Raw genomic sequence first — 20,139 nt, forward strand, 5'->3', positions numbered from 1 at the left:
GGTCAGGCCCTGGCCGACAAGCGCCGCGCGGCCACCCGCCGTTCCACGAGAGCCTTGCGCGTCGCGTACAGCGTGATCGACGCCGCCGCCACCATCGCGACGAGGCCGAGGACGATGACGCCGTCCCAGCCCCCGGCGCGGAACGCGAGCGCGCCGACCGTGCCGCCCACCGAGCTGCCCAGGTAGTAGGCGGTCTGGTACAGGGCGGACGCCTGGGCGCGGCCCGTGGTCGCGGTGCGGCTGACCGAGGACGAGGCGACCGCGTGGCCCGCGAAGAAGCCGGCGGTGATCAGGACGAGGCCGAGGAGGACGGCCGTCAGGGAGGACGTCAGGGTCAGCAGCAGGCCGAGGGACGTGGTGCCCATGGCCAGGTAGAGGGCACCGCGCCGGCCCAGCCGGCCGACCAGCTTGCCGGCCGCGGCCGAGGAGACCGTGCCCACCAGGTAGACGAGGAAGACCGAGCCGACGAGCCCCTGCGGCAGCGAGAACGGCGCCGCGGCCAGCCGGTAGCCGATGACGGTGTAGACCGCGCCGAAGACGGTCATGAAGAGCGCGCCGATCAGGTACAGCCGGACCAGCAGCGGGTCGGACAGGTGCCGCCCGAGCGTACGGGCCAGGTCGCGCGGCGCCACGGAACCCGGGCTGAAGTGCCGGGCCTTGGGGATCAGCAGCCGGAACGCCACCGTGCACACCACCGCGAGCACACCGACCGAGGCCAGCCCCGCGCGCCAGTCCCACGCCTGGGCCACCCAGCCGGCGAGGATGCGGCCGGACATGCCGCCGATCGCGTTGCCCGCCACGAACAGCCCGACCGCGCCGACCAGGGCCCGCGGACGGACCTCCTCCGCCAGGTAGGCCATCGCCGACGCCGGCACACCCGCCAGCGCCGCGCCCTGCGCCACGCGCAGCCCGGTCAGCCAGCCGAGGTCCGGGGCGAACGGCACCAGCAGCCCCAGCAGCGCCGCGACACACAGGGCGGTGGTCATCATGGCCCGTCGGCCGAACCGTTCGGAGAGGGCGCTGAGCGGGACGACGGCGAGGGCGAGACCGGCCGTCGCGCCGGAGACCGTCCAGCTGGCCTGGTCCGCGCTCACCCCGAGGCCGTCGGAGACCGCGGGGAGCAGGGCCTGGGTGGAGTAGAGGAGCGCGAACGTGGCGACGCCCGCCGCGAAGAGGGCGAAACTCATCCGGCGGTAGCCGGGGTCGCCGGGCGCGATCCGGGAGTCCTCGGGAGGGGCGGAGGCGGAAGAAGAGGCACCCGCGCGCGCTATGACGGCGGATGCCCCGGTATCGGCAGGAGGCATGTCCAAACCGTATGCAGGCTGCATCTGATGCGTCCAATGCACAGAATGGCCATAATCCATCCCGTGAAGCATGAACGCAGGTCAGAGCGGCGTCTGTCACCGGGCGGCAACAGAAAAGACATCCCTGTTACTGGCGCGTCCTTGACGCCCGTCACCCCGGCGGCAGCCGCGGGCCCCGCGCCGAGCGCGGACGTCGAGCCGGACTCCTGGGCGGTGACGCTCACTCCGCGGCTCGCCCAGTTCGTCGCCGTGGCCCGGTACGAGCACGTCACCCGCGCCGCCCAGCGGCTCGGCATGCCGCAGTCGACGCTCAGCCGCTCCATGGCCCGGCTCGAACACGACCTGGGTGTCGCCCTGTTCGCCCGCCACGGCCGCACCGTCTCGCTCACCGCCGCCGGGCGCACCTTCCTCACCACGGTCGAGCGGGCGCTCGGCGAGGTGGACCGGGCCGCCGAGTCCGTCCGGGCGGACGCCGACCCCGCCGCCGGCAAGGTCGCGTTCGGCTTCCTGCACACCATGGGCTCCGAGACCGTACCCGAGCTGATCCGCGCGTTCCGCGCCGACCACCCCCGCGTCCGCTTCCAACTCGTCCAGAACTACGGCGAGGCGATGATCGAGCGGCTCCGCGACGGCGACCTCGACCTCTGCCTCACCTCGCCGGTCCCGGACGCGCCCGACCTCGTCGCCCGCCGCCTCGACGAGCAGAAGCTGCGGCTGGTCGTCCCCGACGACCACCCGCTGGCCGCCCGGAAGCGGATCCGCCTCGCGGAGGCGTCCGCCGAGCTGTTCGTCACCCTCGAACCCGGCTACGGACTGCGGCGCATCACCGACGCCCTCTGCGCCGAGGCCGGGTTCACCCCGAAGATCGCCTTCGAGGGCGAGGACCCCGAGACCCTGCGCGGCCTGGTCGCCGCCGGGCTCGGCGTCGCCCTGCTCCCGCCGCCCGCCGTGCCGCGCCCCGGCGTGGTGGAGCTGACCGTCACCGCGCCGCGCGCGGTACGCGAGATCGGCGTGGCCTGGCTGGACGGCCATCCCGACACCCCGCCGGTGGCGGCCTTCAAGCGCTTCCTGCTGTCGCGCCGGGGCCGACTGCTGCTGCACCGCTGACCGTCAGTGGCCCAGTGTCTCGCCGAAACCGCAGGCCAGCGGCATCCGCAGGCCCAGCGGGGGAGGAGCGGCGAGGGCGTCGGCCAACGGCCGGGCGCAGGGGTGGCCGAAGAGCGTGCCCCGGACGAAGTCCGCGGTGAGGGCGAGAACTTCGGCGCGGTGCTGCCGCAACCCGTGCCCGTCCGAGTGGACTTCGAACCGGCACACCTCCCGGTTGATCTTCTTGGCCCGCTCGGCGAGCCGGTAGGACAGGTCCGGGTCGGTGCGCTCGTCATTGGTCCCGTGCACCAGCAGCACCCGGCGCCCGACCAGCTGCCGCACCGGCTCGGGGTCCAGGACGGCCTCCGGGTCGGGCAGCCAGAGGGCGATCGCCACCGCGCAGGTCACCGCCGGATGGCCCGCCGCCCGCAGCGCGGCCCGGCCGCCCAGGTCCGTACCGACCAGGCAGACCGGCACGTCGCCGTACCGCCGCACCACCTCGTCCGCCGCCCAGAGGGCGTCCTCCACCGGATGCGCCGCCGCGCCGTTCCAGCCCCGGTGCCGGTACCGGACGACGTGGGTGGCCAGCCCCTCGCCGGCACCCGCGCGGGTCAGTCGGCGGGCCAGCCGGCCCTGGGCGGCCGGGATCCGGGCCGGCGGGCGCCGCCGCCCCACGGCCGGGCCGCCCGGCAGCAGCAGCGCCACCCCGGTGACCGCCTCCCCGGCCCGGGCCGCCCCGAACGGCCTGCTCAGCGCGGGCTCGACGGACTTCCGGCGCTCCTGAGGCCCCTGAGGTTCGTGTGATCCATGCGATCCCGGCGGGGACCCTTCCGGCCCCAGCGGATCCGGTTGCGGCAGCGCTTGCTGAACCATGGCAGACAACGATGGCAGAACGACGGGCGGTGTCCACCCCGCCGACGGGTCACCGTTCCGTATCGTTCGGGTGCATCTACGCGCGTAGGGGCTAGAGTGCCGAAATGACGAGCGACACCACCGCACTCCCGACCCCCGAACAGATCCGCCGCGCCCCCAAGGTGCTGCTCCACGACCACCTGGACGGCGGCCTGCGCCCCGCCACGGTCGTCGACCTGGCCCGGGAGACCGGGTACGACCGCCTCCCCGAGACCGACCCCGAGAAGCTGGGCGTCTGGTTCCGCGAGGCCGCCGACTCCGGGTCGCTGGAGCGCTACCTGGAGACCTTCGCCCACACCTGCGCCGTCATGCAGACCCGTGAGGCCCTGGTCCGGGTGGCCGCCGAGTGCGCCGAGGACCTCGCCGCCGACGGCGTCGTCTACGCCGAGGTCCGCTACGCCCCCGAGCAGCACCTGGAGGCCGGACTCACCCTCGAAGAGGTCGTCGAGGCCGTCAACGAGGGCTTCCGCGAGGGCGAGCGGCGGGCCAAGGAGGCCGGCCACCGCATCCGCGTCGGCGCCCTGCTGACCGCCATGCGGCACGCCGCCCGCGCCCTGGAGATCGCCGAACTCGCCAACCGCTACCGCGACTCCGGCGTCGTCGGCTTCGACATCGCGGGCGCCGAGGCGGGCTTCCCCCCCACCCGTCACCTCGACGCGTTCGAGTACCTCAAGCGCGAGAACAACCACTTCACCATCCACGCCGGCGAGGCGTTCGGCCTGCCCTCCATCTGGCAGGCCCTGCAGTGGTGCGGCGCCGACCGGCTCGGCCACGGGGTGCGGATCATCGACGACATCGAGGTCGCCGAGGACGGCACGGTCAAGCTCGGCCGCCTCGCCTCCTACGTCCGGGACAAGCGCATCCCGCTGGAGATGTGCCCGACCTCCAACCTCCAGACGGCGGCGGCCACCTCGTACGAGGAGCACCCGATCGGCCTGCTCCGCAAGCTGCATTTCCGGGCGACGGTGAACACCGACAATCGTCTGATGAGCGGAACCAGCATGAGCCGCGAATTCGAGCACCTGGTCAAGGCGTTCGGCTACACGCTCGACGACATGCAGTGGTTCACCGTCAATGCGATGAAGTCCGCCTTCATTCCCTTCGACGAGCGCCTGGCCATGATCAACGACGTGATCAAGCCCGGATACGCCGAGCTCAAGTCGGAGTGGCTGTTCCGCTAGGAGCGACGGAGACCGTCGGTGCCGCGCATGCGCAGGCAATACGACTGACGGTCAATCGTCCCTGAATACGACTGATACGGCCGGGAATTCAAACGTCCCGGCCGTGTCATTCGGTACGGGCCGGTCGTTCTCGTGACAGGTTGCAAAGCCTCCGGGAAATTACCCTCCACCGTCACGAGGACAGATTTCACATGAAGCAGGGAACCATCAAGACCATCGGTGCGGCCGCCCTCGGCGCTGCCATCGCCGTCACCGCGGCGGGCACCGCGTCGGCCGCGGCTCCCACGGGCCCGCTGGAGAGGGCCACCAACCTGGCCGCCCGCACCAGCAAGCAGCTGCCCATCGAGGACCTCGCCCCGGTGCTCCCCGGCGGACCGGTGATCAGCGCCACCAACCGCGCGCTGGGCTCCTCCGCCCTGCAGACCACGGCCGGGGCCCTGGACCGCGCGGTGTTCCCGCAGAAGGGCCCGGTGGCGCAGGAAGGCCCGGGCGACAACAAGGGCAACGCCGGCCTCCTGGGACTCGTCCCGGAGGGCGCTCTGCCCAAGGGCCTCTCGACCGGCAACCTGTCCAGCGGGCACCACTGAGACCGCCTGAGACCCACGCCCCGGCGGGCGGCACCGACGCCCGCACCCGGCACCACGTCCGCACACCGGCCGCGCACCCCGCCAGGGGGCGCGGCCGGTGTGCGGACGCGGCACCGACGGGCCGCCCCGGGGGCGGCCGGCCGTCACCAGGACTCGGACGAGCGGTGGCCGCCCTCGTTGGGCAGCAGCACCCACAGCGCCAGATAGACCAGGAACTGCGGGCCGGGCAGCAGGCAGGACACCAGGAAGATCACCCGCATCGTGGTGGGCGTGGTGCCGAAGCGGCGGGCGAGTCCCGCGCAGACACCGGCGATCATCCGGTGGTCACGCGGGCGGACCAGGGCGGCGGACATGGCGGAGCCTCCTCGCGTACGGGCGTGAGGGCCGTACGAGCCGACGAGCGGACGAGTGGACGCCCCGGGCCGTGGGCCCGGGACCGGGAGGAGCGCCTCCCGATGACTCCACGCTAGGACCGGGCGCCCGGCAGGGCGTCACTCCACGGGGCGACTCCGACCCTGGGGATCGTCGGGGTCGAACCCTGAGACGCCCCCTCCTCCCGGAGGAGGGGACGCGGAGGGCGGGCCGCGGCGTCCCGGTCGGCGGCGTCGTCCCGGCGGTCCCGCCGGCGCAGCCGGGCCCGGGCCGCGGGCACCACGGCCAGGTGGGTGACCGTGACCCCGGTGACGTTGAGCAGCAGCGCGTCCAGGTCCAGCACCTGCCCCACCACGCCGCCCCTGACCACCTGGAGGACCAGGGAGAGCATGGCGGAGGTGAAGACCGTACGGGCCAGCGAGCCGAGCGGCGACGCGTCGAGCCGGCCGCCCGCCCAGGGCAGCAGCACCCCCAGCGGCGCGAACGGGAGCAGCCCCCCGGAGATCGCCCGCGTCGCGTCCCAGGGCCCGAGCGCCAGGTCGGCCCGGAGCGTGGCGAACGGCTCCAGATGCGCGGCGGAGACCCAGGGAGCGGTCAGCGGCCGCATGGCCAGCCAGCCCACCACGACCAGGTGGGCGGCGAGGAGGACGCAGCCCGCGACGCGGTAGCGGTGTCGGAGGGCGGCCGTACCGCCGTAACCATGACGCTGCACGCACCACAGGACGCGGGGCGCGGGGCGCGCGGTTCCGGCCGCGTCAGCGCGGTACCGGCGCGGACGCGTCGACGGCGCCGCGCCGGAGCGTTCAGTCGCCCTGGAGGTTCTCCGGGTGGGCCCGGGTGTCGTCCGTGCACACATAGCTCCGGGGCGCCTCCCCGCCGGGCCCGCCGAGCAGCACCGAGCGCCGCCCCTCGGCCGCCGGGGTGCCCGCGAACGTACAGACGATCTGCGCCAGGCCGAGCTGCGGGAGCTCGTCCGGCGGGGTGCTCAGCCGGAGCGTGCCGGCCGGATCGTCGCGGCGCGGGCCGGCGACGGTGAGCCGCTGCGGCACGTCGGTGGACAGGCCCGTCGCCTCCTCGGCGGACGAGGGCTGGCGGCGCAGCTCCTCCAGCAGTGCCCGTGCCGCGTCGACGGTGCGCTCCGCCCCGGGGCCGGTGCGCTGCCGGATCACCGGCGTCAGCTGGGAGGCGCACACCAGTTGCACGGTGACCGTCTGGGTCTTGGGCCGGGGCGTGGCCGGGGCCGGCGCCGGCCGGGTGAGGCAGGACGCCCGCGAGGGCGCGCTACCCGCGTCGACGGGGACGGCGGTGCCGCGGATCCCGCAGCCGGCGGCGAGGGCGCACAGGGCGGCGGTGAGCGCGGCAGCCCGCGCTGTGCGCCTCACTTCGCGCCCCCTTGAGCCGGACCGCGGCCGTCCTTGTCGCCGTTCCCGGTCTCCTTGGCGTTCGCCTTCGTACCCTTCGTGTCCGCCTTCGTTCCCTTGGTGTCCGCCTTCTTGCCCTTCCCGTCCGCCTTCTTGGCGTTGGTGTCCTTGGCGTCCGTCGCGTCCTTGGCGGCGTCCCCGTCCTCGTCCCCGTCGCCGGTCGCGGACACGTCCCGAGGCAGCGTCAGCGTGAAAACCGCGCCGCCCTCCGGCGAGTTGGCGGCCGTGATCTCGCCGCCGTGGATGTGGGCGTTCTCCAGTGCGATGGACAGGCCCAGGCCGCTGCCCTCGGAGCGCGGGCGCGAGGCGCTGGCCTTGTAGAAGCGGTCGAAGACGTGGGGCAGCACGTCCTCGGGGATGCCGGGGCCGTGGTCGCGCACCTCGATGATCAGCTCATGGTCCACCGGGCGCACCCGGACCCGCACCGGCGAGCCGCCGTGCTTGAGCGCGTTGCCGATCAGGTTCGCCAGGATGACGTCCAGGCGGCGCGGATCGAGCCGCGCCATGATGCCGCGCTCGGCGTCCAGTTCGACGGCGTCCAGCCAGGCGCGGGCGTCGATGCAGGCGGTCACCTGATCGGCGACGTCCACGTCGTCCAGGACGAGCCGGGCCGTGCCCGCGTCGAAGCGGGTGACCTCCATCAGATTCTCCACCAGGTCGTTCAGCCGCCGGGTCTCGCTCACCACGAGCTGCACCGCGGGCGCGATCATCGGATCGAGGGAGTCCGCCTCGTCCTCCAGCACCTCCGTCACCGCCGTGATGGCGGTCAGCGGAGTGCGCAGCTCGTGCGACATGTCGGCGACGAACCGCCGGCTCGCCGCCTCGCGGGCGCTGAGCTCCTCGACCCGCTGCTCCAGCGACGCGGCGGCCCGGTTGAAGGTCCGCGACAGCTCCGCCAGTTCGTCCGTGCCCGAGACCTGGAGCCGGGTGTCCAGCTTGCCCTCGCCCAGCCGGCTCGCCGCCTCGCCGAGCCGCTGCACCGGCCGCAGCACCGTCGACGCCGCCGCCTGCGCGAGCAGGGCGGAGCCGATCAGGGCCAGGCCGGTGGCGATCCCCAGCGACCAGGCGAGCGAGTTGAGGTCCGCGCGCTCGTTCTCCAGCGACTTCAGCAGATAGCCGGTGGGTCCGCCGCCGATCACCTTGGCGCCGCCCACCAGGTACGGCTTGCCGTCGAGGGTGATCCGCTGCCAGTACAGGTGGTACGGGTACGGGTTCGAGTCGTCGACCTTGCGTTCCCGGTTGACCGCCGTGACCAGCGTCTTCGGCACCGTCTCCAGCGTGAACAGGTCGCGGTCGGAGGGCGCCGCGCAGCTGCCGCCGCCCTTGACCTTCCCGATCAGCAGGACCGCGTACTTCTGCGAGGTCCCGGCCATCCGGTCGGCGGCGTCCTGGAGTTCGGGACAGGTCGGCGACAGCGGCAGCGAGCCGGTGTTGTCCTGGAGCGACTTGCGGAAGTCGTCCAGCGCCGCGTTCTGGGTCCGGGTGAGGACCGCGTCGCGGTTCAGCCAGTAGGCGATGGCCGACGCGGACACCGCCGCCGCCAGCGCCACCAGGGCGAAGACCAGCATCAGCCGCAGCCGCAGGCTGATCCACCGCATGCTGATCCTCATCAGGCTCCCGGCGGCCCGGCCTCGGCCGGTCTCTTCCGTCACTGCGCTCTCTCTGTCCGTATGTGTCGAACTCTGCCCGTGTGGTGTCACGGCCCGGAGGCCGCGCGTGTCACGCGGCCCTCTGTGTCGCGGCCTCTCTTTACGCCGCGTGTGCCACGGCTCCGGTCACTGCGGTGAGTCGAGCCGGTAGCCGACGCCGCGGACCGTACGGATGAGGGTGGGGGAGGACGGCACGTCCTCGACCTTGGCGCGCAGCCGCTGCACACAGGCGTCCACCAGCCGCGAGTCGCCGAGGTAGTCGTGCTCCCAGACCAGCCGCAGCAGTTGCTGGCGGGAGAGGGCCTGCCCCGGGCGGCGGCTGAGCTCCAGCAGCAGCCGCAGCTCGGTCGGGGTGAGCTGGAGGTCCTCGCCGTTCTTGGTGACCGTCATCGCCGAGCGGTCGATCACCAGCGAGCCGAACGTGGCGGAGTCGTTCGACTCCCGCTCGCCCCGGCGCAGCACCGCGCGGATCCGGGCGTCCAGCACCCGGCCCTGCACCGGCTTGACCACGTAGTCGTCCGCGCCCGACTCCAGGCCGACCACCACGTCGATGTCGTCGTTCCGGGCGGTGAGCAGGATGATCGGCAGCTGATCGGTGCGGCGGATGCGGCGGCAGACCTCGAAACCGTCGATCCCCGGCAGCATCACGTCCAGCACGATCAGGTCCGGCCGCTGCTCGCGCAGCAGCTTCAGGCCGTCCTCGCCGGACGCCGCCGTCACCACGCGGTGACCCTGGCGGGACAGGGAGAACTCAAGGGCCGTACGGATGGCGTCGTCGTCCTCGATCAGCAACAGGAAAGGCACAGTGGTCATTCTGGCCTACCGCAGGGCGGTAGTTCGACTTCCGCTCCCACGGCCCGCCGCCGCCCGCCGGTCCGCGGCCCCGCACGGCTCGTCACCGAAGCCCCGGCCGCTGTTGCACGCCTGTGACAGTCGGCGGACAACGCCATGAAACTGGCCCACCAAGCTTGTGGTCACCGGGCGAGAAGCAGTCCGGAACCACACCGGACCCAGCTGGCTCCACCGACGGGGGGCGCGACATGAACACACTGCACAGCACCACCACCAGCGCAGTTCGCACGCGCCTTCACGACGCCGGGCGGAGCTCCGAGAAGTCCGGTGCCGCGGGCGTACGGGGGTGTGCCCGCGGCACCGGACGCCGGACGCCGGGGATGTACCTGACGGCCATCGACGCCGCCGTGTACGGCGAGCCGGCCGCGCCGCGGGACGGCGAGGGCGCACCGGAGGCCACCGGCACCAAGGCGTCCCGGGCGGAGGCGGAGTTCACCGCCTACGTCCAGGAGCGCCGGGCCTCCCTCTACGCGACCGCCTACCACCTCACCGGCGACCGCTACGAGGCCGAGGACCTGCTGCAGAGCGCGCTGTTCTCCACCTACCGCGCCTGGGACCGGATCACGGACAAGGCGGCGGTCGGCGGTTACCTGCGCCGCACCATGACCAACCTGCACATCAGCGCCTGGCGCCGGCGCAAGCTCAACGAGTACCCGACCGAGGAGCTGCCGGAGACGGCGGGCGACCAGGACGCGATGCGCGGCACCGAGCTGCGCGCGGTCCTCTGGCAGGCGCTCGCCCGGCTGCCCGAGCTCCAGCGGACGATGCTGGTCCTGCGCTACTACGAGGGCCGTACGGACCCGGAGATCGCGGAGATCCTGGACATCAGCGTCGGCACGGTCAAGAGCAGCATCTGGCGCTCGCTGCGCCGGCTGCGCGAGGACGAGGCCATCGGCTCCGGCCGTGGCGTCGAGGAGTCGTTCGGCGAGCTCGTGGCCTAGGACGACTCGGGGGGAACGGGGGAGCTACGGGGGAATCGAGGGGGGAGAAAAGGGGGGATAGAGGGGGGAACGGGGGAACCACGGGGGAAAGTGGAGCGGGCGGACGGCCGGGGGGTCTGTCCGCCCGCTTCCGCGTTCGCCTGGGCGGACGGTCCTCGCCTCAGGCCGTCGCGCCCGGTCCCCGCCTCAGGCCGTCGCGCCCGGTCCCCGCCTCAGACCGTCGCGCCCGGCCGCTCCGCCCGCTCCGGCGCGCCCACCTTCTCGCAGTGGCCGGCCGCCGCCGCCGCGATCCGGCCCATCGCCGTGTCCCGGCCGCAGGCGAACGCGCCGAGCGCGGTGTGCCGGGCCACGATCCCCCGCTCGTCGCGCATCAGCCGCAGCCCCCGGCGGATCAGGTACAGGGCCGGCTTGCGGGCCTCGCGCAGGTCGCGCAGCAGCCGCCGGCGGAAGGTCGTCGAGGGGCGGCCGCGCAGGCACAGCGCGTCGGCCAGCACGCCCAGGTCGCGGCAGCGGTCGATGATGTCGGCGGCGAAGATCCCCTCCGCCACGAACAGCGGGGTGCGGCCGATGTCCAGCGTGGTCTCGCCGGTCCGGGAGCTGGTGGAGATGTCGTACAGCGGGACACCGGTGCGCCGGGTCCGGCAGAGCGCCTCGATCGCGGCGACCGCCGCGTCCGCGTCCCAGGACAGCGGGGAGTCCCAGTCCGGGCCCCCGCCGTCGGGGAGCTGGGGGAGCGTGGGGTCCGTGCCCTCCTTGTAGAAGTCGTCGAGGTTGAGCACGGGCAGCCCGGTGCGGGCGGCCAGGGACGACTTGCCGGAGCCGGAAGGGCCGGTCAGCAGGATCACGCGGGCGCACGGCGCCTGGGGCGGGAGGGCAGTCACGGAACACCAGTGTGACGCATTGGGCCGGAAGGGGGACCCCCCTGGGTCGCCGGATGCGCCGAGAGTGACGATTAAACTACGCTGCGTGGCTGAATGGTTCCGGTTCCCGGCTCGGCAGGTGGTCATGGCCTCGCACGCACGTCACGCGTTCCGTCCGTCCTCACGTCTCGCGCGCCCCCTGGTCCGGACGGGGCTGACGCTCACCGCGGGGGCCGCCATCGCCGTCACGGGGGCGACCGAGGCGAGCGCCCGGCCGTCCGTCCATCCGTCCGGCCGTCACGCCGCCCGTCCGGGCAGCACGGCGCAGGCCCAGCTCGGGCCGATCGATCTGGCCGCCGCGGCGGAGGGGGCGCGGATCGGCCTCCAGAAGTCGGTGGAGCCGCTGATCCCGGTACTGCGGATGCTGCCCGTCAACCCGCTCGCGCGGACGGGCTCGGACCCGCTGAACAACGCGATCGGCACGCAGGTGGGGGACTTCAAGCCGATCAGCACCCGGGCGGTGACGGGCTCCCTGTCGGACGGCGGGAAGGTGCAGGACCTTCCGGGGCTGAACATGCTGCCGCGCTGAGACGGTACGGAGGAGCCGCGAAGAGGGCGGGACCGTGACGGTCCCGCCCTCTCGGCGTCTCAGTACCTCTCGGTGCCTCAGTACGAGGAGCCGCCCGCGCCCAGCGACCCCGTCGGGTGCCAGACGGTCTTGGTCTCCAGGAACGCCATCAGCCGCTTGGTGCCCGGCGTCGCCGCCCAGTCCACAGCCTGTGGACGGAGGACACGCTTCAGGTTGTCCGCCGCGGCCGCCTCCAGCTCCGTCGCGAGCTCCGCGCCCGCCCCGGCCAGGTCGATCGCGTTGACGTCCTGGTGCGCGGCCAGCGACGGCATGATCTCCGCCGCGCGGCCGGACAGGATGTTGACGACGCCGCCCGGCACGTCGGAGGTGGCCAGCACCTCGCCGAGGGAGAGCGCCGGCAGCGGCGCCTTCTCGGACGCGACCACGACGACCGTGTTGCCGGCCGCGATCACCGGAGCGATCACCGAGACCAGGCCGAGGAACGACGAGTCCTGCGGCGCGACCACGGCCACGACGCCCGTCGGCTCGGGGGACGAGACGTTGAAGAACGGCCCGGCCACCGGGTTGGTGCCGCCCGCGATCTGGGCGATCTTGTCCGTCCAGCCGGCGTACCAGACCCAGCGGTCGATCGCGGCGTCCACCTGCGCGGCGGCCTTGGCCTTGGACAGGCCCTCCGCGTCGGCGACTTCGGCGACGAACTGGTCCCGGCGGCCCTCCAGCATCTCCGCGACGCGGTAGAGGATCTGGCCGCAGTTGTAGGCGGTCGCGCCGGACCAGGCGGAGAACGCCTTGCGCGCGGCCACGACGGCGTCACGGCCGTCCTTGCGGGACGACAGGGGCGCGTTGGCGAGCCAGTTGCCCTTGGAGTCGGTCACCTCGTACACCCGCCCGCTCTCGGACCGGGGGAACTTGCCCCCGACGAACAGCTTGTACGTCTTGAAGACGCTCAGACGCTCAGACATCGAGGTACGCCTCCAGACCGTGTCGGCCACCCTCGCGACCGAAGCCCGACTCCTTGTACCCGCCGAAGGGCGAAGTCGGATCGAACTTGTTGAACGTGTTGGCCCAGACGACGCCGGCCCGCAGCTTGCTCGCGACGGCGAGCATGCGCGATCCCTTCTCCGTCCAGATGCCGGCCGACAGCCCGTACTGGGAGTTGTTGGCCTTGGCGACGGCCTCCGCCGGGGTGCGGAAGGTCAGCACGGACAGCACCGGGCCGAAGATCTCCTCGCGGGCGATCCGGTGGGCCTGGGTGACGTTGGTGAACACCGTCGGCGCGAACCAGTAGCCGGACGAGGGCAGTTCGCAGGCCGGGGCCCAGCGCTCGGCGCCCTCCGCGACACCGCTGTCGGCCAGCTCGGTGATCCGGGCGAGCTGCTCGGCGGAGTTGATCGCGCCGACGTCGGTGTTCTTGTCCAGCGGGTCGCCGACGCGCAGCGTCGCCATCCGGCGCTTCAGGGCGTCCATCAGCTCGTCCTGGATCGACTCCTGCACCAGCAGGCGCGAACCGGCGCAGCAGACCTGCCCCTGGTTGAAGAAGATGCCGTTGACGATGCCCTCGACGGCCTGGTCGACCGGGGCGTCGTCGAAGACGATGTTGGCGCCCTTGCCGCCCAGTTCGAGGGTGAGCTTCTTGCCCGTGCCGGCGACGGTCCGGGCGATGGCCTTGCCGACGGCGGTGGAGCCGGTGAAGGCGACCTTGTCGATGCCGTCGTGGCCCACCAGCGCGGCACCCGTCGTGCCGTCACCGGTCAGGATGTTGACGACGCCCTTGGGCAGCCCGGCCTGGCGGCAGATGTCCGCGAAGAACAGGGCCGACAGGGGCGTGGTCTCGGCCGGCTTGAGGACGACCGTGTTGCCCGCGGCCAGCGCCGGGGCGATCTTCCACGCCAGCATCAGCAGCGGGAAGTTCCACGGGATGACCTGGCCCGCGACGCCCAGCGGCCTCGGGTCCGGGCCGAAGCCCGCGTGCTCCAGCTTGTCGGCCCAGCCCGCGTAGTAGAAGAAGTGCGCGGCGACCAGCGGGAGGTCCGCGTCGCGGGTCTCCTTGATCGGCTTGCCGTTGTCCAGCGTCTCCAGGACGGCCAGTTCGCGGGAGCGCTCCTGGATGATGCGGGCGATGCGGAAGAGGTACTTGGCGCGCTCGGAGCCGGGCAGCGCGGACCACTTCTCGAACGCCTTGCGGGCGGCCTTCACGGCCGCGTCCACGTCGGCGTCGGTGGCCTGGGCGACCTCGGAGAGGACCTCCTCGGTCGACGGGGAGACGGTCTTGAAGACCTTGCCGTCGGACGCCTCGCGGAACTCGCCGTCGATGAACAGGCCGTAGGAGGGGGCGATGTCGACGACGGCGCGCGACTCGGGCGCCGGTGCGTAATCGAAAGCCATGGTCAGTCCACCGTCACGTAGTCGGGACCGGAGTAGCGGCCGGTGCTGAGCTTCTGCCGCTGCATCAGCAGGTCGTTGAGCAGGCTGGAGGCACCGAAACGGAACCACTCGTTCGTCAGCCACTCCTCGCCGACGGTCTCGTTCACCAGCACCAGGAACTTGAGCGCGTCCTTGGTGGTGCGGATGCCGCCGGCGGGCTTGACGCCGACCTGCACGCCGGTCAGCGCGCGGAAGTCGCGGACGGCCTCCAGCATCAGCAGCGTGTTGGCGGGGGTGGCGTTGACGGCGACCTTGCCGGTCGAGGTCTTGATGAAGTCGGCGCCGGCCAGCATGCCGAGCCAGGAGGCGCGGCGGATGTTGTCGTACGTCGACAGCTCGCCGGTCTCGAAGATGACCTTCAGGCGGGCGGCGGTGCCGTCCTCGCGGCGGCACGCCTCCTTGACGGCCTTGATCTCCTCGAAGACCTTCAGGTAGCCCCCGGCCAGGAACGCACCGCGGTCGATCACCATGTCGATCTCGTGCGCGCCGGCGGCGACGGCGTCCTTGGTGTCCGCCAGCTTCACCGGCAGGGCCGCCCGGCCCGCGGGGAAGGCGGTGGCGACGGACGCGACCTTCACGTCCGAGCCGCGCACAGCCTCGGCCGCGGTGGCCACCATGTCGGGGTAGACGCAGACGGCGGCGGTCCGCGGGGTGCCGCGGTCCGTCGGGTCCGGGTTGAGGGCCTTGGCGCACAGCGCCCGGACCTTGCCCGGGGTGTCCGCGCCCTCCAGGGTCGTCAGGTCGATCATCGAGATCGCCAGGTCGATGGCGTACGCCTTCGCCGTCGTCTTGATCGAGCGGGTGCCGAGCGCGGCGGCGCGGCCCTCCAGCCCGACCGGGTCGACGCCCGGGAGGCCGTGCAGGAAGCGGCGCAGCGCACCGTCGGAGGCGGTCACGTCCGCCATAGACGCCAGTCGCTCCGCGGCTTCTTTGCCGTGGGAAGGAACAGTGGGCATGGTCACCCGATGAGCATATCTACGCGCGTAGCGCGTGTCACCCCCTGCACGGTGTGGAAGCGCTCAGTCCGCCTGTTGTCGACGGCCGGTGACATAGGAAAGACGGTGCGATGACACACGCTCCGTAGATTCATTCCCAGCAGCACCGCCCGACTCACCGGCCCCACACCTTGAGGAAAGCGGCATGCGGATCGTCTACCCGCCGTCCAGCGCTCGTCACCAGGAGCCACGCATGTCCCGTCGCCGTCACACCCTGCGCATCGCCCTCGCCTCCGCCGCCGTCGCGGGGGCCGTGCTCGCCCCGGTCTCCACCGCGTTCGCCGCGCCCCACACCCCTGCCGCGGCGGCGAAGTCCTCGCCGGTGCGGACCGTCAAGCTGCTCGACGGCAGCGTCGCCAAGGTCTACAAGGACGCCAAGGGCCGCGAGTACCGCGCCGAGCTCCTCAGTTCGAAGGGCGCCAAGCTCGGGGTGCTGGACGCCGAGCGGCCGTATGTCCTCCGCGGCGACATCCTCATCGAGATCGACGTCATGACCGGCAAGGTCGGCTCGCTGCGCGCCAAGGACATCGGTCTCGGCACGGACCGCGGCCACCACAACGCCCGCGGCGGCACGCAGGTCGGAATCACCGCCCTGCCCGGCGGCAAGGACAACCGCGCCGTCGTCTACCAGCACTCGCGCTACGAGCACACGGCGTTCGTCGTCTGGAACGGCAACCTCGCGGCGGTCCTGGACGCCAAGCACCCGCAGAAGCCCGTCGGCAAGGGCGGCGACTACCTGGTCAAGCTGAATGCCCGCAACGGAAAGGTGACGGCGGTCAAGGACAAGGGCCACCGTGGCCCGTCCCTCCCGTCCGGCAAGTGCGTCGCGCAGAAGGAGCAGAGCATCGGCGCGGGCGCGATGGCGTCCCTGTACAACACCCCGCGCGGCCCGGAGGCGTGGCTGCACACGGCGGACGACAACGGCCGTCCCGCGTACTTCGCCCACCTGGACCGCAAGCACCCCTCCCTCCCCAAGGACGCGGGCATCATCGCGAAGATCACCAACCTCGGCAGCGCCCAGCCGAAGTTCGTGTTCCAGACGCAGGGCGGTCCCGGCAGCCACCCGGCCACCGCGCTGTTCCCGAAGCTGCCCAAGGGCTGCGTCGTGGTGAACCACGTCAAGTAACACCCGGAATCACCCTGTGCACCGGGGCGGGCCGTCGTCACCAGCGGCCCGCCCCGGTGTCGTCGTTTCCCTCCTCATGTGTGCGTTCCCGCTGGTACGGGCGGTACGGCGTTGCCGTACTGCAACGTCCGGGAGGCTCGTGGTCCGGCAGAATCGGGCCATGACGAGTTCACCGGAAGCGCCGGAGTTCGCCGAGCGCCGCTACCGCTCCGCCGCAGGCATCGCGAGCGGCGTCCTGCTGCTCGCGCTGGCCGCCTGGCTGGGCGGCGACGCGATCGTGCGGGGCACCGGCCGGACGCCGTGGCTGGCGCTGGCGGGGCTGTTGTTCCTGGTGCCGCTGGTCATCGCGTTCACCGTGCGCCCCGCGGTCTGGGCCTCCGAGGACCGCCTCCTGGTCCGCAACCCCTTCCGGACGATCAGCCTGCCGTGGTCCCGCGTCGCCACCGTCCGCGCCGGATACTCCAGCGAGGTGCTGACCGAGACCGCGAAGTACCAGCTCTGGGCCATCCCCGTCTCCCTCCGCCAGCGCAAGCGGGCCGCCGGCCGCCAGCAGCGCGCGGCGGCGGAGGGCATCAGCGACCGGGCCACCCTCCGCCCGTCCGACACCCCTGACCGCTCCCCCTCCGACCAGGCCATCGAGGACCTCCGCGAACTCGCCGAGCGCTGCGCCCGCCGGGAGGGCGCGCAGGGGGAGACGGCGGTCCGGTGGGCGTACGAGCTGATCGTGCCGTCGCTGGTGGGGCTGGTGTTGTGCGTGGTGCTGTACGCGGTGATCTGACCGACGTACGGAGACCGGGTGGTGGGCGGGGCGGACGGCGCGTTCACCGCGGCCGCGGGGCCGTGCGCCCTTCCGCCTCCCGCTGCCGGGACACGCCCGTGGACCCCGTGCCGTCGCCGTCCGATGCCACCCGGGACCGTCGGTCGACGAGGGCCTGGAAGGCGCCCGGGTCGCCGATGACTTCCTCGGCGCGGTCCCGCCGCCGATGCAGGGCGAAGTACCTGGCCCCGATGGCGTCGGGGTCCGTCTCGCCGCCCGGGACGATGCCGGAGGCGATCGTCACCGTGGCGACGTGGACCCCCTCCGGCCGGAGTTCGGTGCGCAGGGCATGCGCCCAGTTCCGGAGGCCGGCCATGGCCATGCCGACGTTGGCGAGGAAGGGCGCCGGGACCGTCGAGGAGACGCCGGTGGTCAGGAGCAGCGTGCCGCTGCCCCGGGCCCGCATCGTCGGCAGCACGTGCCGCACGGCGCTCACGGCCCCCAGCACATGCAGCTCGAACTGCGCCGTCACCGACTCGACCGTGGTCTGCGCGGCGTGGGTGATCGGCCCGGTCGGGCTGGGGCTGAACTCCAGGACGTCGACCGGCCCCAGAGCACCCTCCGCCGAGGCGAGGGCCGCGGTGAGGGATCCGCGGTCGCGGATGTCGGCGGAGAAGGCGGCGGCGGTGATGCCCTCCCCGGCCAGTTCGTCGACCAGGACGTCGAGCTTCGCCCGGGTGCGCGCGATCAGCCCGACCCGGAAGCCGCGACGGCCGAACGCGCGGGCCACTCCCATCCCCAGCCCGGGCCCGGCACCGACGACCACCAGCGTCTTCTCCATGAAGTCCCCTCCTCGCGGCAATACTTACTCTTTGTTCGCAGCCTCATGCTTCGTCACTACGGTGAGGGGGACAAGACGGCACATCGCTGTCGGCGACGCACACGGAGGTAACCGTTGTCCCGTATCCCGAACGTGTCGGCGGCCGAGACCGGCGAGTCCGAGGAGGACGTGTGCCGGCAGATCCTGCGGATCCTCGGCGTGATCGGCGACAAGTGGAGCATCCTGGTCGTCGGGACACTCCGCGACCGTACGCTCCGCTTCGGCGAACTCCACCGCGCCGTCACCGGCATCTCGCAGCGGATGCTCACGCTGACGCTGCGGCAGCTCGAACGCGACGGCCTGCTGACCCGAACGGTCCACGCCAGCGTGCCTCCCCGCGTGGAGTACACGCTGACCGAGCTCGGCTCGACACTGTTGACCGCCGCCACGGCCCTGGGCGACTGGGCCGCCGCCCACCGAAACGAGATCGAGAACAACCGGCGGCACTACGACGAGGCGCACCCGCCACGGGCGCGGCGCTGATGCGTCTGCGGGCCCCGGCCCGGCTTGGCGCCCGGTTCACCCTTACTCCACCGTGACGGCCTCCCCCCGGCAGTCGCGGCAGAGCGCGCCGGGGTGGGCGGCGCGGATGGCGCGGTCGCAGCCGTCGCAGTTGCGGAGGGGGAGGGGTTTCGGCGTGGCCGCCGGTGCGGTTCCGGGCGGTTGGAGCGGCCCGTCGGGCAGCGCGGGCGGCAGCCCCCGGACGAGCCGGTGCCGCAGCAGCCGTACGGGCCGGGCGATCCGGCCGACGGGCAGGTCGGTGGTCAGCGCCCGGACGACGTGGACGGGCCCGACGTCCCGGTCCAGCCAGGCCCGCACGGCGGGGGCGAGCTCACGGACGTCGTCGGCGGAGAGCAGCAGGCGGGGGTCGTACCGGCGGAGGGCGGCGAGGACGTCGGCGGCGGCTTGGTCGGGGGGCGTGGGCCGGGGCCTGCCGCCGGGGTGGGTGCCGGGCTGCTCGCCCGGGCGATCGGCGTACGGCTCACGGGTGTTCGGCCCGGCGGCCTGCTGCGGGGCGTGGTCGGCGGTGGAGGTGGGCGCGGGTGCTCGGGCGGGGGAGGGGGCTGCCGGCGGAACTACTGGCGGGACTTTTGACGCAACCCTCGACGAATCCGTTGGCGGAGGGCCTGACGGAGCCCCCGACGAAGTCGCTGACGGGACCGAGCCCGACGACCGGACCGAGCCCGACGACCGGATCGAGCCCGACGACCGGACCGGGGCCGCCGTCGGCCCCGCGGCCGACGTCGGGTCCGGCTGCGGTCGGCGTGGGTCGGGCCCGGAGGACGCCTGCCGAGCACCTGGGGTCCCTTGCCGAGCGGCGACGACCTCACGGCACGCACCGCCGACCGGCTCCGGTGGGCGGCCGGTGGGTCGTGCCTGTGCCCACTCGCCGTCGGCGGGGGACGTCTGCCGAGCGGCGATGGCCTCGTGGCAGATGCCGCTGACCGGTTCCGGCGGGCGGCCGGTGGGTCGTGCCTGTGCCCACCCGCCGTCGGCGGGGGACGTCTGCCGAGCGGCGACGGCCTCGTGGCAGGTGCCGCCGGCCGGTTCCGGTGGGCGGCCGGTGGGTCGTGCCCGTGTCCACTCGCCGTTGGCGGCCGGGGCGCCACCCCGGGCCCGTGCGCCGGGCGCCGCCCCTCGCGCGTCGCGGGACACGCCGCCGACTTCCCGTCGCACCGGCTCCGGTGCGGCGGGGAAGGGGCCACCCGCGCCCGCACGCGGGTGCTCGTTCCAGCGCGTGACGGTGACGACCTGGCCGCCCTCCGTCCGGACGCGCCGCCGCTCCAGGTACCCGGCGGCCTCCAGCTCGCGCAGACCGCGCCCGATCACCACTTCGCCCTCGCGGAAGCGGCGGGCGAGGTCCTTGATGCCGATGTGAACACCGTCGGGCAGCGACTGCACGTACACCCCGATCCCGATCGCGACCAGCGACAGGTCGCGGTGCTGCGGGAGGTGGTTGCCGACGACGGTGAAGTGACTCGTGTGCCGGTGCCGCAGGTGGGTCACTCCACCGTACGGACGCCCGGTGCGCGTGGACGCACGGGCGCTAGACTGCGCCTCAGTCATGGGGAAGGGTTTCGCTTCCTTGATGATCAGGCCCTCGTCCGGGATGCCAGTCCCGGCGGGGGCCGTCCGTGTTTGTGGGGTGCTTCGCCGCGACCGTACCGCGCCGCTCGCCGCCCGATCCACCGCGTCACCCGAT

21 protein-coding genes are annotated in these 20,139 nt (G+C 73.1%); 8 read left to right on the top strand and 13 right to left on the bottom strand.

Annotated elements, in window-relative coordinates; genetic code table 11:
• Positions 1-2 precede the first annotated feature (2 nt).
• The gene (locus J7W19_RS20155) at positions 3-1,304 is read right to left on the bottom strand and encodes an MFS transporter (protein ID WP_040889464.1); all 1,302 of its coding nucleotides are present in this window, start codon (positions 1,302-1,304) and stop codon (positions 3-5) included.
• Positions 1,305-1,349: 45 nt separating this feature from the next.
• Here J7W19_RS20155 and J7W19_RS20160 point away from each other — a divergent pair, with 45 nt between their 5' ends.
• Complete coding sequence (locus tag J7W19_RS20160) at positions 1,350-2,411, top strand: LysR family transcriptional regulator (protein WP_078587970.1); 1,062 nt, start codon at positions 1,350-1,352, stop codon at positions 2,409-2,411.
• 3 nt (positions 2,412-2,414) lie between these two features.
• Here the strand turns inward: J7W19_RS20160 and J7W19_RS20165 are convergent, their stop codons facing one another.
• Complete coding sequence (locus tag J7W19_RS20165; RefSeq protein WP_004943792.1) at positions 2,415-3,095, bottom strand: alpha/beta hydrolase family protein; 681 nt, start codon at positions 3,093-3,095, stop codon at positions 2,415-2,417.
• 272 nt (positions 3,096-3,367) lie between these two features.
• Here J7W19_RS20165 and J7W19_RS20170 point away from each other — a divergent pair, with 272 nt between their 5' ends.
• A complete protein-coding gene (locus J7W19_RS20170) occupies positions 3,368-4,483 on the top strand; it encodes an adenosine deaminase (RefSeq protein ID WP_004943795.1) in 1,116 nt (371 codons plus the stop codon).
• Positions 4,484-4,674: 191 nt separating this feature from the next.
• Complete coding sequence (locus tag J7W19_RS20175) at positions 4,675-5,070, top strand: hypothetical protein (RefSeq protein WP_004943798.1); 396 nt, start codon at positions 4,675-4,677, stop codon at positions 5,068-5,070.
• A 143-nt stretch (positions 5,071-5,213) separates the two neighbouring features.
• Here J7W19_RS20175 and J7W19_RS20180 read toward each other — a convergent pair whose 3' ends face one another.
• The 5 genes from J7W19_RS20180 to afsQ1 all read right to left on the bottom strand — a co-directional run bounded on the left by J7W19_RS20180 (position 5,214) and on the right by afsQ1 (position 9,316).
• Positions 5,214-5,423: a PspC domain-containing protein gene (locus tag J7W19_RS20180; RefSeq protein ID WP_004943800.1), complete on the bottom strand. Its 210-nt coding sequence runs from the start codon at positions 5,421-5,423 to the stop codon at positions 5,214-5,216.
• A gap of 113 nt (positions 5,424-5,536) precedes the next feature.
• Complete coding sequence (locus J7W19_RS20185; protein WP_004943803.1) at positions 5,537-6,154, bottom strand: VanZ family protein; 618 nt, start codon at positions 6,152-6,154, stop codon at positions 5,537-5,539.
• Between the two features lie 91 nt (positions 6,155-6,245).
• On the bottom strand, positions 6,246-6,824 hold the full coding sequence (locus J7W19_RS20190) for a hypothetical protein (RefSeq protein WP_004943806.1): 579 nt from the start codon (positions 6,822-6,824) through the stop codon (positions 6,246-6,248).
• Positions 6,821-8,473 (bottom strand): sensor histidine kinase, encoded by a 1,653-nt coding sequence (locus tag J7W19_RS20195; RefSeq protein WP_106429600.1) that lies wholly within the window; start codon positions 8,471-8,473, stop codon positions 6,821-6,823. The genes J7W19_RS20190 and J7W19_RS20195 overlap by 4 nt, the downstream gene beginning before the upstream one ends.
• Before the next feature lie 165 nt (positions 8,474-8,638).
• Complete coding sequence (afsQ1, locus tag J7W19_RS20200; RefSeq protein WP_004943811.1) at positions 8,639-9,316, bottom strand: two-component system response regulator AfsQ1; 678 nt, start codon at positions 9,314-9,316, stop codon at positions 8,639-8,641.
• A gap of 236 nt (positions 9,317-9,552) precedes the next feature.
• Here afsQ1 and J7W19_RS20205 point away from each other — a divergent pair, with 236 nt between their 5' ends.
• Entirely contained in the window at positions 9,553-10,305 is a 753-nt protein-coding gene (locus J7W19_RS20205; RefSeq protein WP_040889472.1) for a SigE family RNA polymerase sigma factor, read from the top strand.
• Positions 10,306-10,517: 212 nt separating this feature from the next.
• Here the strand turns inward: J7W19_RS20205 and J7W19_RS20210 are convergent, their stop codons facing one another.
• Entirely contained in the window at positions 10,518-11,186 is a 669-nt protein-coding gene (locus J7W19_RS20210) for an ATP-binding protein (protein WP_233478143.1), read from the bottom strand.
• Positions 11,187-11,271: 85 nt separating this feature from the next.
• Here J7W19_RS20210 and J7W19_RS20215 point away from each other — a divergent pair, with 85 nt between their 5' ends.
• Positions 11,272-11,754 (top strand): hypothetical protein, encoded by a 483-nt coding sequence (locus J7W19_RS20215; RefSeq protein WP_233478144.1) that lies wholly within the window; start codon positions 11,272-11,274, stop codon positions 11,752-11,754.
• A 77-nt stretch (positions 11,755-11,831) separates the two neighbouring features.
• On the opposite strand, the gene J7W19_RS20220 is transcribed toward J7W19_RS20215, so the two are convergent.
• The 3 genes from J7W19_RS20220 to deoC are packed head-to-tail and all read right to left on the bottom strand — an operon-like array spanning position 11,832 to position 15,134.
• Positions 11,832-12,716, bottom strand: coding sequence for an aldehyde dehydrogenase family protein (locus J7W19_RS20220; protein WP_040889496.1), 885 nt, complete (start codon positions 12,714-12,716; stop codon positions 11,832-11,834).
• Positions 12,709-14,139 carry an aldehyde dehydrogenase family protein gene (locus J7W19_RS20225; protein WP_004943823.1) on the bottom strand — a complete coding sequence of 477 codons (1,431 nt, stop codon included), beginning with the start codon at positions 14,137-14,139 and terminating at the stop codon, positions 12,709-12,711. The genes J7W19_RS20220 and J7W19_RS20225 overlap by 8 nt, the downstream gene beginning before the upstream one ends.
• A gap of 2 nt (positions 14,140-14,141) precedes the next feature.
• Entirely contained in the window at positions 14,142-15,134 is a 993-nt protein-coding gene (gene deoC / locus J7W19_RS20230; protein ID WP_040889497.1) for a deoxyribose-phosphate aldolase, read from the bottom strand.
• 232 nt (positions 15,135-15,366) lie between these two features.
• On the opposite strand from deoC, the gene J7W19_RS20235 reads away from it, so the two are divergent.
• A complete protein-coding gene (locus J7W19_RS20235) occupies positions 15,367-16,299 on the top strand; it encodes a hypothetical protein (RefSeq protein WP_004943828.1) in 933 nt (310 codons plus the stop codon).
• Positions 16,300-16,459: 160 nt separating this feature from the next.
• Entirely contained in the window at positions 16,460-17,077 is a 618-nt protein-coding gene (locus J7W19_RS20240) for a PH domain-containing protein (RefSeq protein ID WP_004943830.1), read from the top strand.
• Positions 17,078-17,120: 43 nt separating this feature from the next.
• Here J7W19_RS20240 and J7W19_RS20245 read toward each other — a convergent pair whose 3' ends face one another.
• Entirely contained in the window at positions 17,121-17,897 is a 777-nt protein-coding gene (locus J7W19_RS20245; RefSeq protein ID WP_004943834.1) for an SDR family NAD(P)-dependent oxidoreductase, read from the bottom strand.
• Positions 17,898-18,011: 114 nt separating this feature from the next.
• Between J7W19_RS20245 and J7W19_RS20250 the strand changes: the two genes are divergently transcribed.
• Positions 18,012-18,419, top strand: coding sequence for a winged helix-turn-helix transcriptional regulator (locus J7W19_RS20250; protein WP_004943836.1), 408 nt, complete (start codon positions 18,012-18,014; stop codon positions 18,417-18,419).
• A gap of 42 nt (positions 18,420-18,461) precedes the next feature.
• On the opposite strand, the gene J7W19_RS20255 is transcribed toward J7W19_RS20250, so the two are convergent.
• Positions 18,462-19,943 (bottom strand): hypothetical protein, encoded by a 1,482-nt coding sequence (locus J7W19_RS20255; RefSeq protein WP_004943838.1) that lies wholly within the window; start codon positions 19,941-19,943, stop codon positions 18,462-18,464.
• Positions 19,944-20,139: the final 196 nt, after the last annotated feature.

Origin of the sequence: Streptomyces mobaraensis NBRC 13819 = DSM 40847 (genome assembly GCF_017916255.1) — a bacterium.
Lineage (GTDB): Bacteria > Actinomycetota > Actinomycetes > Streptomycetales > Streptomycetaceae > Streptomyces > Streptomyces mobaraensis.

Bases quoted from the DNA above. Each gene is read 5' to 3' on its own strand.
- J7W19_RS20155 (WP_040889464.1), bottom strand. From the start codon at position 1,304: ATGCCTCCTGCCGATACCGGGGCATCCGCCGTCATAGCGCGCGCGGGT.
- J7W19_RS20160 (WP_078587970.1), top strand. From the start codon at position 1,350: ATGGCCATAATCCATCCCGTGAAGCATGAACGCAGGTCAGAGCGGCGT.
- J7W19_RS20170 (WP_004943795.1), top strand. From the start codon at position 3,368: ATGACGAGCGACACCACCGCACTCCCGACCCCCGAACAGATCCGCCGC.
- J7W19_RS20175 (WP_004943798.1), top strand. From the start codon at position 4,675: ATGAAGCAGGGAACCATCAAGACCATCGGTGCGGCCGCCCTCGGCGCT.
- J7W19_RS20180 (WP_004943800.1), bottom strand. From the start codon at position 5,423: ATGTCCGCCGCCCTGGTCCGCCCGCGTGACCACCGGATGATCGCCGGT.
- J7W19_RS20195 (WP_106429600.1), bottom strand. From the start codon at position 8,473: ATGAGGATCAGCATGCGGTGGATCAGCCTGCGGCTGCGGCTGATGCTG.
- J7W19_RS20205 (WP_040889472.1), top strand. From the start codon at position 9,553: ATGAACACACTGCACAGCACCACCACCAGCGCAGTTCGCACGCGCCTT.
- J7W19_RS20220 (WP_040889496.1), bottom strand. From the start codon at position 12,716: ATGTCTGAGCGTCTGAGCGTCTTCAAGACGTACAAGCTGTTCGTCGGG.
- J7W19_RS20225 (WP_004943823.1), bottom strand. From the start codon at position 14,139: ATGGCTTTCGATTACGCACCGGCGCCCGAGTCGCGCGCCGTCGTCGAC.
- deoC (WP_040889497.1), bottom strand. From the start codon at position 15,134: ATGCCCACTGTTCCTTCCCACGGCAAAGAAGCCGCGGAGCGACTGGCG.
- J7W19_RS20235 (WP_004943828.1), top strand. From the start codon at position 15,367: ATGTCCCGTCGCCGTCACACCCTGCGCATCGCCCTCGCCTCCGCCGCC.
- J7W19_RS20240 (WP_004943830.1), top strand. From the start codon at position 16,460: ATGACGAGTTCACCGGAAGCGCCGGAGTTCGCCGAGCGCCGCTACCGC.
- J7W19_RS20245 (WP_004943834.1), bottom strand. From the start codon at position 17,897: ATGGAGAAGACGCTGGTGGTCGTCGGTGCCGGGCCCGGGCTGGGGATG.